General features: G+C 34.7%; 5 protein-coding genes. 2 read left to right on the plus strand and 3 right to left on the minus strand.

Annotated elements, in window-relative coordinates; translation table 11 throughout:
• Nucleotides 1–360 precede the first annotated feature (360 nt).
• Both BZG01_RS06790 and BZG01_RS06795 read right to left on the minus strand, forming a co-directional pair.
• Complete coding sequence (locus BZG01_RS06790; protein WP_218973034.1) at nt 361–2,307, minus strand: RagB/SusD family nutrient uptake outer membrane protein; 1,947 nt, start codon at nt 2,305–2,307, stop codon at nt 361–363.
• Between the two features lie 116 nt (nt 2,308–2,423).
• Entirely contained in the window at nt 2,424–5,663 is a 3,240-nt protein-coding gene (locus BZG01_RS06795; protein ID WP_101309062.1) for a SusC/RagA family TonB-linked outer membrane protein, read from the minus strand.
• 573 nt (nt 5,664–6,236) lie between these two features.
• Here BZG01_RS06795 and BZG01_RS06800 point away from each other — a divergent pair.
• Entirely contained in the window at nt 6,237–10,505 is a 4,269-nt protein-coding gene (locus tag BZG01_RS06800; protein ID WP_101309063.1) for a hybrid sensor histidine kinase/response regulator, read from the plus strand.
• 420 nt (nt 10,506–10,925) lie between these two features.
• Nucleotides 10,926–11,795, plus strand: a complete 870-nt coding sequence (locus tag BZG01_RS06805; RefSeq protein ID WP_101309064.1) for a DUF4861 family protein — start codon at nt 10,926–10,928, stop codon at nt 11,793–11,795.
• Nucleotides 11,796–11,855: 60 nt separating this feature from the next.
• Here BZG01_RS06805 and BZG01_RS06810 read toward each other — a convergent pair whose 3' ends face one another.
• Nucleotides 11,856–14,102 carry a GDSL-type esterase/lipase family protein gene (locus BZG01_RS06810; protein ID WP_101309065.1) on the minus strand — a complete coding sequence of 749 codons (2,247 nt, stop codon included), beginning with the start codon at nt 14,100–14,102 and terminating at the stop codon, nt 11,856–11,858.
• Nucleotides 14,103–14,256: the final 154 nt, after the last annotated feature.

Consider the following 14,256-nt stretch of genomic DNA (forward strand, 5'->3'; position numbering starts at 1 on the left):
TTCATATGATTATAACTGTATGTTTTTGCCATGTAGCCTGTCCCGAACTTGTTTCGGGAGAACTTACCATATAATCATCTCCCTGTGTGTAGAAAGCTTTATACATGGACGTTTCATAACAGAAGAAGAAATAACACTCTTATTAGTAATTGGTATTTTAACCAATAGCACACAATCCACTCAAAACATTAATTATCAATAATTTACAAACAACCAACAACCCATTGTCAATATTGTTTTAACCAAAAACTATTTAAGACAAATACCACTGCCAGGCGCTGATTGCCCAGCAATGGTAATTTTGTTATTTTCCTAAACTAATTTTATATCAGGTAATTTAAAAACAAGAACCAATTATCATTAATAAAGAGGATGTTGCTGCCCTTCTAATCCTGAATTCACATCAATCATATTTTGATTTAATGGTAATAGTTCTACTTTATTTTTTTCTAATCCTCTAAATAGAGATTCAATCCATATTTCATCTGCATTTAAAGTTTTTGAATTGGATAAATCATCATTTCCAAACATGTCAAGTACGGTATATCCCTGGGTTTTCAAATCTGCTATTTCAGTATCAGATAATTCATTTTTATAACTCAAATAATTTACGGCAACAAGTGGATCTTCAAATTCTGTTGCTTTAATAGAATTATATGCTCTATACATGTCAGCATCATGATAAGATCCTGTATGGTTAGCTAATTTTATTAAATTTTGCTTCGTTTCTGTTAATGTTTCAAAAAGAATACCCCAGCGAATCAGATCCGTTCTTCTTAAACTTTCAAATCCTAATTCCAGTTTTCGCTCATTTATAATCGCTTTTTTAAATTCATTGTAAGTAGAGGGAATATCACCAATTTTAGACTCATCATTGTTAAATGCTCTCATACGTACAGCCTTTAAGGCTTTTTCAGCTTCAGTTCCAGGTGAACTATGCAACTCATTTTCTGCTTCAGCATACATTAACAAAACATCTGCATAACGTAACATAGGCCAATTAATATCACGCTTATTCACCGCAACACCAATCTCAGCTTTCCAGTCTACCCTAAATTTGCCTATGGTACATCCCGCATATGTACTTAGTTTACGCTCATCATCTGAATTAATATCATAATTGCAAATCGTTACATCTCTTCTGGTATCCCCATCGTTAAAATCGAACCAGTAGGTGGGAATAGCATGCATAGCTGGTTTTACCTTTGAATACATGCTATTAGGGTGAGAATAAATACCATTCGTATAACCTATAGAATATCCATTCACGTTAGATCCATATTGACCTATTTCAAGCAAAGATTCAGAGTTATACCGGCCATTAACTAAGTCCCGAAAAACATCTGCATAGCTATTCTCCAATTCATTTTCCCCTTTTTGAATAACTTCATAACAAGCTTCGGAAGCTATCTCATAAAGCTCATTAATTCTTTCTTTATCAGCCCTTTGAGCCAAAGTAACCGATCCTGAAGAATACGATTCCAGATCCCATCTTAATGAATATCCTGCCCCATATAAAGCGGCTCTGGCCAGTATGCCATAAGCCGCATTTTTTGAAAATCGTTCAGGGGTTGGATATACACCCTGGCTTTTCCAGGGAAGTAATTCTGCTGCTTTTTGAAGATCCGAAATAACTCCGTCCATAATAGTATCGCGGCTTACTCTTGATGAGGTAAACGTATCCATATCTTCAACAGGTTTTGTTGGATATGGCACATCACCAAAAAATCTAACAATATTCATAAAATTCATACCTCGTATGGCATATACTTCGCCCAACAAATAATCAATATTTTTTTGATCGGAAACAGAGCTCCCCTCTCGCATCGCTGTAAGCTTCTTTATACAAACATTAGCATATTCAATACCTGCATATAAGGCTGTATATGTTGATGAAGGAATGTTTGAGGTGGTGTAAACGTAGTTTCCAATTTGATTTTTTGAATTGGTATCACCTTCGCTTGATATGCACTCGTCGGTACCCATACCCAATTGGTAATACAATTCACGGTTAAAAGTATTTGGATAACAGGCTAAAACCGCCATTTCAGCTCTGCTGACAGATTCAAAAACTGAACTACTATCGAATTTCGATTCCGAAGGCATATCTAACCAGTCTTCGCAGGAACTAAGTGTAAAACTCAGCAACAAAAGAATCATTATATAACTTATATTTATTTTTTTCATCTGTTTATAATTTGTTTTGATTTGCCATATAGCCTGTCCCAAACTTGTTTCGGGAGAACTTACCATGCTGAAATAATCATCTCCTTGTGTGTCAAAATTGCTTTGGCATGGACGTTTCATATGTTTATAATTTTAAGTTTTTGTCATATAGCCTGTCCCGAACTTGTTTCGGGAGAACTTACCATATAATCATCTCCCTGTGTGTAGAAAGCTTTATACATGGACCTTTCATATGATTAGAAAGTAAGATTTAAACCCAAAACACAACTTTTTGCTCTTGGGTAAGCAGAATTATCAATACCTCTTGTTAACAAATTCGAAGTAGCAGATACTTCAGGATCGTATCCTGAGTATTTCGTGAACGTATGAACATTATTTAAAGTGCAATAAAACCTAAGGCTATTCACTTTCATTCGTTTTAGGATCTTGGTGGGTAAGGTATATCCCAATGTAATGTTGTTTATCCGCAAAAAGGATCCATCTTCAATATAATAATCCAATGCATCGGTGATGGCTATTTTATTACTTGAGTTTAAACTCCACATAGCATCGCTATTGTGCTGCTGAGGATTAAGTCCTGCCAATTGCTGCAAATTTGTTGTTTCTTTTCCTGTTGTAGGATCCACCAATACAAAGCGGTCTGCCATAACAGATAATGAATTTTGATTTGGCAGATAAGGACCGATGAATCGCTGCGAATTCATATTAAACACATCATTTCCGTAGGAGAAACTCATAAATGCTGAAAAATCAAACCCTTTGTATTTAAAGGTATTTACTATACCTCCAGTAAAAAGAGGCTCAGCATTACCAATTACTTTTCTATCATCTGTAGACCAAACAGGGTTTCCATCATCATCCGTATTGCCTTCTGTAGTTTTATATTTTACATCTCCAGGTTTTATTGAACTTCTTATTTTTCCCTTCAAACTAGGTACACCATCATTTAAAGAATAAGATCCATCTGAATTTTGAGAAAAGTCATCTGTAGTATATACACCATCATACTGATAACCATAGAACTGACCTAAGGGTTTACCAACTTCTATTAGAAAATCAATACGAGAGTCATAATTTTGCTTAAAATAATCATCCTTATCATCACCGTATATTGCCAATACTTTTGATTTATTAAATGAAATATTGAAATCGGTAGTCCATTTAAAATTATCATTCTTAATATTAGTCGTATTTAGCACAAACTCATATCCTCTGTTTCGAATTGATCCAATATTTTGATATTGATAACTATAACCTGTTGATGTTGGTATTTTATTTTTTATCAGAAGATCATTTGACTTGTTATTATAGAACTCTGCAGTTAAATTTACTCTGCTATTAAAAAAAGAAACATCCAGACCAATATTTGTAGATTTTGTGGTTTCCCATTTTAAATTTGGATTCCCTACTGTATTTCCGGGCTTTAAACTTACAACCTGCTTGTTGTCAACGGCATAAAAACCAGACTGATAATCGGTAGCATACATATTATTGCTAATATTGCAATTACCGGTAGTTCCATAACCGATGCGCAGTTTTAAATTGTTAAGCACATCCATATTACTCATAAAAGACTCCTCTGAAACCCGCCATGCTGCGGATACAGATGGGAAATATCCCCATTGTTTCCCTTTTGAAAATTTAGAAGAACCATCTCCTCGAATTGTTGCGGTTACTAAATACCTTTCATCAAAATTGTAGTTTAACCGGCTAAAAGCTGACACAAGTCCATTTGAACTTTTCCCGGATGAATATGAATATACCTGACCAGCCATGCTGACATCATTTAATCCAAAGTTATTTTCAGGAAATTCATAGTACGTGTTTTTTAAATCCATCGACTCGGAATAGTATGTTTCCTGTCCCAGTAACACATTGAATTTGTGAGCACCTGTTTCTCCTTTCCATGTTAGAGTGTTGGTAACCTGCCAACTATATTTTTCGCTGTTGTCCCTATTCCCATAAGGTCCTTTATTGTTTTGGGCTGTTTTTGTACGTCCGTCATCCCAAGATTCGGATCTTACCTGCTGCCACAAATAACTACCTGCTGTTCTGAATTTAATATTCTTATTAATGTCAATATCCAATGAGGCATTGGTGGTATACAAGCGCGTATACTTTGTCTTGGTAACCGCATCATTTGTAATTAAAGGATTGTAAATGTCGTATTGAGAATCAATATCCTGCATTTCATCACTAATATCTGTATTAATTAATTGATCATCGGTATACAATACACCTCCAGTTACAGGCTGCAAAATTGACATTTTCAATAAACCTCCTAAAGAACCTCCTCCTTCTAATTTTGTTCCTAAAAAGCTTGAACTAAATGTAAGGTTAATTCCTTTTCGTAACTCGTGGTTGATTTTAGCCCTTATTCCATTTCGGGTATAACCTGATTTATCAACCAAACCATCCTGACCCGTATAATTGTAACTCAACATATATTGGGTTTTTTCGCCACTACCGGTAATGTTCAGATTGTGATTTGTCATTTTTGCAGTACCACCAAAAACAACATCCTGCCAATTGATACCAGGGACAGAACCATATTGACTTTGAATGCGGTCGTAAGCACCGGTATAAAAATTACTATTGGAGATATCGCCTCCATAAACATTAGCCCAGTTATTAATTTGTCCGTTTAATGTTTGAAATTCATATTGATACTCAACATATTCTTGTGTATTCAACAGATTTAACTCGGAACCCAGCTTTTCAAAACTAACGTAAGCATTGTAATTAACTTCTGTTTTTCCTTTTTTACCAGATTTGGTGGTAATAATAACTACTCCATTCGAACCTCTTGCTCCATATATCGCTGTTGCAGAAGCATCCTTCATTACATCAATCGATTCAATATCGTTAATATCGATATTTTTTAAACCATCATCCATTTGGAAACCATCCACAATATATAATGGAGAAGAGCCTTGAGTAATAGACGTACCACCTCGTACAACAATATTTATATCTGCTCCGGGAGCACCACTTTGAGTAATCACACTCACCCCAGCTATTTTTCCTGTAATGGCTTGCGCTGCAGTAGTTACCGGAACCTGAACAAGCTCCTTCCCTCCCACAGAACTTACAGCGCCGGTTAAATCTTTTTTTCTAGCCGTTCCGTAACCAATAACAACGACTTCATCCAATTCTGAAATCTCTTCTTTTAATTGAATATTAATGGTGGTGGCATCATTAACTACAATCGTTTGTGTAATTAAGCCAACAAATGAAAAAGTAATTTTTGAATTTTTACCAGCAACCGTTATAGAATAATTACCATCAATATCAGAAAGAGTTCCGTTTGACGTCCCCTCCTCAATAATAGTCACGCCCGGTATGGTAGTAACTCCGTCTGTAACGTTTCCGGAAACAGTAATTTGAGAGATGGCATTAAAACTAAATCCATACAAGATGATAATTAAAACCAACCACCGTTTCACGATACGTGTTTTGTTTGTGTGCTTTTTCATAGAAATACTATTTTATAAACTTATTTTTAAGTGGATAAAAAATTATCTGTTATTTATATCCGCTAAAACTACGGTCAGGAGTATTCGTATCAAATACACTATTGTCCAAATCACTACAATATTGTACATCTCAACCCGTACACAAAAGCACAATAGTCTACATACATGCAACTTACAAAACAATACATTCACTATTGTACATGAATGATTAAGAACAAACAAAACATAAAAAGCAGGGTGGATAGGATGAATCTACAGAAGTATCTCCATCAAAATAATGATAAGTATGTGTATTTTTTGCATCAACAGATTAGCTTAAACCCAAAACATGACTATTTTTACAAGCCTATATAAATATCAATCAGCGAATACTCATTCAATCCAATTATTTTTTTTATAATCGTTTTATAGAACCTATTTGTAAACGCAATATTTACATTCCGTTTGTTACGATACAAACCTTTCTCTTGAACTTTATAAACTGGAATCCAACTCGTATCAATAAAAACGAATAAGAGATCATACGTTTACCAGAAGCGTATAAATTGAAGATTTAGCCAAAAATGAAAACAAATGAACATTAAGTATTTTTTTCTTAGTTGCTTTTTATTTATCTATCTAAATGTAAGTGCTGAAAAATCTTTCAGAATACAAAACTTAACCACTAAAGATGGTTTATCACAAAACACCATTAGTTGCATTCTGCAGGATAAACAAGGATTTTTATGGTTTGGATCATTAAATGGTTTAAATAAGTACGATGGAGATGAGTTTACGGCTCTTCAGCCGAGCTATGGACAAACCACCACATTATCCGACAGCAGAATAAAAAACATTCGCGAAGACAAATTTGGGTATTTATGGATCCAAACCAATATAGATCATATAAATTGCTATAATCCTCAATCAGAAAGCTTTATTAGCCTTAATTCTGCAAATAATCAATATGCAAATATTTACTTTGCTCAATCAGGAGATGTTTGGCTTTGGGGAAATAAAAACGATTGCCTCAAGCTTACTCACACCCCAAAAGGACTGGAATCAGAGTCTTTTGGAAATAATTCATTAGGCTCTGGTACGGTTAATTTTATTTCAGAAGTGAAATCCGGAGAAATATGGATTGGGACACATAACAAACTATTCTGCTTTAAAGACAAGCAATTGAAGCTACTCATTGAAAATTCCAATTTTCATTCCATCATTGAAAATGGTGCTTTTGTTTATGTTTTTACCGATAACAACAAAATGTACAAAATAGATAAAGAATCGCATAAAATTACCAATGAGGTAAAGCTTCACTTTCCTATTCACAGTTTGCTGCACAGCACAGCACTTCTTTCCTTAAACAACATACTTATCACCACCCATGAAGAAAGCTATGTTTTGAATACGCAAACGTTACAAATTCACTTGGCAAATTCACTTTTTAAAGGTCAATCGCTTAAAAATGCCTATACTCAAATGGATAACAAAAATCATATCTGGGTTTATAACAAAAGCGGTGTTATTTGGCAATACAATTCTGAGCAACATAGCTTTAAGTCCTTTGAATTAATACCACCATCAATTATTTCCAATATTGACATGGAGCGTTATTCAATTTATCACGATTCAAAAGATATGATTTGGATATCAACCTATGGAAACGGTTTGTTCGTTATTCAACAAAAAAACAATGAAATATTTCATTTAAAACATCATAAAAATGAGTTTGATGGACTTCGGACAAATTTTTTACTATCCATAACTGAAGACCGCAGTGGAAATATCTGGTTAGGAACAGAATATGCCGGGATATCAAAAATAAATTTAATTGAAAACAAATACCAATCATTTTATCCCGGGCACAAATCATCAAGTGATGAGGACAATATAGTGAGGCTGATTTATGAAGATGAAAAAGAGAATGTTTGGCTGGGCACCAAAAGCGGACAATTATATATCTACGACAAATTTTTTTCGTTGATAGCCAAACATCAGATTAAAGGCGGAATGCCTTATATCCTTGCAGCAGATACCAAAGGAAATAAATGGATCGGAACAAAAGGAAATGGGTTATTAATATTTGATAATAACTGCTTTACAAGCTATAAGACTTACAAGAAAGAGCTTATTAATTTAGATCTGCAAGCAGATAAAATATATGCTGTCTGCAAAGACTCTAAAGGAAGAATGTGGCTGGGAACATTTGGATTTGGCCTTCTTTTAGCCAAAGAGCACAATGGCACATTGGAACTAATCGATTTTCCGGAGTTAAGAAAGAAACAAACCAGAATCCGAACCATTATTCAGGATAAAAACGGTCAAATGTGGCTGGGTGGAAATAACGGCTTACTTACCTTTGATCCTGATTCCATACTACAAGATAAATCAAAATTTAGTCATTATCAGTTTAACAACAGAGATGATGCTTCACTGAGTAATAATGAAGTAAAAACAATATTTGAAGACAGCAAAGGCACCTTATGGATCGGCACATCAGGAGGTGGCTTAAATAAAATCATCAAAAGAGAAAATAAGCATTTGCATTTTGAGCATTTTACAACAAAGCAAGGACTCGTAAATGATATCATACAAGGGATTCAGGAAGATGAAAACCAAAACCTGTGGATTAGTACCGAAAGTGGTATTTCATTATTCTTTCCTAAAGAAAATCATTTCGAAAATTATTCTTTGTCATCCAAATGGGAAGGAGACCTGTTTTGTGAATCGGCCATTTGCAAAAACAAAAACGGAGCAATCTATTTAGGCAGTTATGATGGTTTTTATACCATTCAGCCCGACAGTATTAAAAATCATTCAAATTCAGAACCAATTATTCTTACCGAACTTTTTATTAACGGAACTAAAATGTTACCTGAAGGTAAAATATCTCCCTTATCCCAATCCATATCTTCAACCAAAGAAATCAATCTTAAGCACAATCAACATTCTTTTACCATTCAATTTGCGATATTAAATTATCAGAATACGAACAGATACACCTATATATTAGATGGTTTTGAAACACAATGGAACCCATCAACACAACACAACCAGGCAACCTACCGAAATATACCACCTGGTACATATACATTTAGGGTAAAAGGAAGTAACCACATGGGGACGTGGGGTGAAAATGAAACAAAACTTTTAATTACCATCGAACAACCCATCTGGCGTTCAACTAAAGCCATCATACTCTATTTTATTTTGGTGATTGTTATTGGTGCAATTGCTCTCAAAATAAACAGAAAAATATATCATTTGAATGCCGCCATTCAATTCGAACATCAATTAAGCGAATATAAAATTCGGTTCATTACAAATATTTCGCATGAATTTCGTACGCCTTTAACCATTATTCGAAGCACAATTGAAAATTTAATGGCACAAAAAGATATGGCGGAAAATATCAAAAAACACTTGCTTTTCCTCGATAAAAGCTCAAGAAGACTATTAAGACTGACCAACCAATTTCTTGAATACAGGAAGATACAGAACGAGCAGGCTAAACTTGAATGCGAACCAACCGAAGTTGTCGCTTTTTTTGAAGATATTTTTTCCACCTTTGAAGAACTGGCCGAAAGAAAAATATTGTCTTTTGATTTTGCATCCAATCTTCCCTCATTTGTTATGCAATTGGATAAAGAGAAAATGGAAAAAGTAGCCTACAACTTATTATCCAATGCATTTAAATTTGTTAACAGAAAAGGAAAAATAAGCTTCCTTCTCAATATTAATCAAGAAATAAATACCCTTTGCATTAGTGTTTCGGATAACGGCAAAGGAGTACCAAAAAAAGAACAAGGATTGTTGTTTACACGATTTAAACAGATTTCACCATCCGAACCTGGCATTGGTATCGGTTTAAATTTATCCTACGAAATAATAAAACTACATGATGGCAGCATTCAATATACCGAAACTCCCGGTGGAGGAGCAACTTTTATTGCCTCTATACCTATTCTTACTAATACCGAAACAAAAGTAATCCGTCATCAGCAACAGGTTTTGCTGCCAACCAATCCTGAAATAATAGAATTGGAAAGCAATCCCTTAACTACTTTGTCAGAAAAAGAATTAGAGCGGTATAAGAATTTTAAAGTATTAGTGATTGAAGATGATCCTGATGTTTCCGATTATTTAAATGACTTTTTGCAACAATATTTTAAAGTAATTGTTGCTGTAAACGGTCTTGATGGAATAAATAAATGTAGTCTGGTGAATCCTCAATTAATTATTTGCGACGCGATGATGCCTAAGATGGATGGTTTTCAAGTTATTAAACGAATAAAATCCGATTTTCAAACCTGTCATATTCCCATTGTGATGTTAACAGCTTATGTTAGTTCTCCTTACCAACTTAAGGGAATTACAGCTGGAGCTGATGCCTATATCACGAAACCTTTTAGTTCTCAGTATTTGATCATGCGTATGGTGAAATTATTAGAACAAAGACATACCTTGCAACAAAAATACGCCATGGAACCTGGTGTAAGCTCCTTACCCAATTTTACTGTTAATAAGGACAATGAATTTATAAAAGAACTGAATTTGATCATAAAACAAAACATTTCTAATACTGATTTTTCTATTAATGAATTTCACGAGAAAATGTCGATGGGGAGAACCATATTTTACAAAAAGGTAAAAGGTCTAACCGGTTTTACACCCAATGATTACATCAGAGTTATTCGAATGAAAGAAGCTGCAAAATTATTAACTACCACTAAGCTTAATGTGTCGGAGGTAGCCTATAAAGTAGGAAGTAGTAATCCTTTTTATTTTAGTAAATGTTTTAAACAACAATTTGGGGTATCTCCTTCTGTTTATATTAAAAATGGAAGTGCTAAAAGTTAGTTTTAGAATAATAACTGAGCATAAACACACTTAGTATTGAGCCAGCAAAATATGCTTGATAATGTTATTTTGATGCTCTTTTTATATTAGTAGTTCCAAGGCAGCACCAAAAATAATTAGTAATTTTAGTAGCTCATAATTTAGGATCTTTTATTAAAAAATTGATTCAATTTTATTAAAATGTATTTTTTTAATCACAACATAATTTCATATGAAACGTCCATGCCAAATCGATTTTGACACACAGGGAGATGATTATTTCAGCATGGTAAGTTCTCCCGAAACAAGTTCGGGACAGGCTATATGGCAAATCAAAAACAAATTATAATCATATGAAACGTCCATGTATAAAGCTTTCTACACACAGGGAGATGATTATATGGTAAGTTCCATATGACAAAAACTTAAAATTATAAACATATGAAATCAACAATCTTATCCATTGTATTATTTGCAATGATCAGCTGTTCTGTAATAGGACAAAACCTTACCGATGCCAGCTTATTTCTTAGAAGCGACTCTGTTTACACCAATATGATTCAGGAAGAATCCGGTGACTTATACAAAACAATAGGACATCACGGACCTGCTGTTGAAAATGAATGGTTGGCACTTCGCTTGTATTTTAATAATAAAGCTACTTCGATTGATGTTTACAACAAACAAAAAAAAGGTCTCGAATTAAAGAATGCCAAATGGTATCCTTCCGAAAAAGAACAGAAAAAAGGTCTGGGTGCTGATTATTATAAAGTAGGATCTACAGTTGGACTTGGAGGTGTTCGCCTTTGGGATGGAGAAAATGTAGTGCTTTTAGCTCCTGTTTCGAATCGTATCGCCACCGTTAAAAAGGAAGCCACTTATTCTCAAATGGAAATGTTATCAAAAGATGTTCCATATAAAGGAAAAAAGATAGATGTATTGGTTCGTGTAACCGCTTACACCGGAATTCGGGAAATGAGAGTGGAAGCTTTTGCTTTAACAGATGAGGATGTTCAGTTTGTTACCGGAATTAACTACCACAAAGGACAAAAAGTTGAAAAAGCCGATAATTATATGATTGCATGGGGTTATCATCCTGAAGATGTAGCTGCAGAGAAAATTCAAGTTGGAGCTGCAATAATGATTAATCCAGATGATTATCTGGACAGAAAAGATGATGGCAAACAACAACTTTACATCTCAAAACCAACAAAATATTTAAGCTCTTGGGTAACCTCCACTATTGAAAAAGATAAAAAGATGGGAACCTTTGAAAAATTTAAAGCATACGTTGTTAAAACTGCAAAATAAATTCTACAAGTAAGGGGCCATAAAGCCCCTTACCTTTTTCCTTTTAAAACAAAAAGATTGTTATTCCTTTTCAAGTATCGATTTTATCGTATCTGCCCAAATTTGATATCCTTTCTCGGTCGGATGACAATAATCTCCAGCTATTTCTCTTGTCAGAATTCCCTCCTGCGTTACTAATCGCGGACCAATATCCACTAGTTTAATGTTGTTTTTCCGTGCAAACTGCTCCAATTTGATATTGATTTTATTAATTAGCTGTCGTCTCGGATGATCAGGTTTTTCTTCCCTTGGAAAAACAGACATTAAGATGATTTTAGCTCCTGGAACTTTAGATCGAACACGTGAGTAGACGGCCATAATTCCCTCTACAATTTCATCAGCCGTATTTGCCCGGGCATTAGGTGTCTGACTGGTATTATTCGTACCGATATGAATGATTACTGTCCGGGGATGCAAACCATCCAATTCTCCATGATCCAAACGCCACAAAACATTCTGTGTGCGATCCCAGCCAAATCCCAAATTTAAAACCCGGTATTTTCTAAACAGATTGTTCCATGAAATAAGACCATTGGCTTTTCGTGCTCTGCCATCAGCGTATTTTAAATCAGGTGTGCCTCCCCAAAAATGAGTGATCGAATTACCGATTAAAACAATTTCGGGATTGATTGAGTCTTTAATTGCCATCACATCATTGTGTCTGTCCCACCAATTGTAACTGTCTTGTTCTAATTTTGAAACTGGTACAACTGCAGTATTACTGTTAATTTCAGTATCCAATACCTTGTCGTTCATCAATTGCGACAACAATGGTTCCATTGATTGAGCCCACAATTTTGCTCCCAGAGGCGTAGGATGCAACCAGTCAGACATCAACTCATGCTTTATTGAACCATCTAAATTTAGAAACAGATGGTTTACATCACAATAGAATACATACTTCCGGTCACTTAATTTGGAAATCAGATCAGCTGATCTGTCGAGAATGGCACGATGAGAAGTTGGATTGGGACCATCGTAACTACCAGGAAATGGTCTCAAAAGCACAATCTTGGTTTCGGGCAAACGAGATCTAATCTCTTTTACAATTGCTTCAATACCTCCTGCAACCTGCGATGCCGTATGCCGGGTAGGATAATGCTTTTCATCCACATTATTTGTGCCTACTTCGAGTATGATAGCCTTGGGAGATTGTCCATTAAGAATTCCTTTTTGAATATTCCATAAAATATTTTCGGTTCGGTACCCGCTAAACCCCAGATTTATGGCATTTCTTGGAGCAAAAAACTGATTCCACACCTCTTGGTATTGTGTCTTTTCAAAATTGTTAATGATGGAATTACCCATCAATATCAAATCATATTTATTATGAGCGATAAGTTTCAGTTTTTCAGCCAAGCGCCCGCTGTTATAGCCCTCGGTTGGTATTGTTGCCGGATTAACATCAGTGTTAACCAATATTTTACCGGTTTCAAGAGAGTTTTGAATAAAATGCCTCAATTGAAATTCTTCGGCTGTTGGATTGATGTTTTTTCCCGCCAGGTAAATACTGTCTTTTACGACTTTCAACACGGCATGCCCGTCATAACCAATCCATGTTTTGTAATAATCGATACAGCTTGTTTTGTTTTCTACTCGATCGTTTTCATTTACCAGCATAAACAATTCAGATTCAGGATTCGTGGGAGGCATAATTGTTGGATACACAGAACCATTCATGCATTCATCCATATCGACTGGTGAAATAAGAATTAACTTTTCGGGTTGCTCGCCCTTATTCAATCTCTCCACTGCCTTTGCTGCAAGATTAGCTCCGGCAGAAAAACCAATAAGAACATTGGGAGAGTTGCTAAAACCAAGCTTCTCAAAATTGTTTTTTAAATATTGATAAGTACTTAACAAATCATTCTCAGCAAGATTTTGAATGCTTGATTCTGTTCCGATATGATAATCAAGTACTACAACATCATACCCATTTTCAGTAAGGAAACGAGCCACCTTGATACCTTCTTGTTTGGTATGTATGAAACTAAAATCGCCTCCTGGTACGACTAAAACTGTTCCGTTAGATATTTTTGAACGTGTCCGAAAAAGTCGGAGCATCGGGTTGTTCAGATGATGAATAATTCCATCCTTCTCAATTTTATTTACTTGTAAAACTTTCTCGCCTGATATCAATAGAAATTTAGTATTCCCTGTATTCGCTCCTACTTCCTGAGCCATAATCCCCTCTCCTGTAAATAGAAGAACAGTCATTAAAACAAGAATACAAAAGCATGGGTAAGTGCTATTTATACATTTTTTCATCAATCAATTATTTAATTGTATTTGAAAGTTTTACAAAAAATGCTCTGGTTGCAGATCATGCCAGTTTTTTTCTATTTAAAACGAACAAACCACCTCTTCAAACATTCTTTGTGAAAGTATATTTATCGAAATTAATTAAGATCTTTTGTAGTAA

Source organism: Labilibaculum manganireducens (assembly GCF_002843385.1).
Classification (GTDB): Bacteria; Bacteroidota; Bacteroidia; order Bacteroidales; family Marinifilaceae; genus Labilibaculum; species Labilibaculum manganireducens.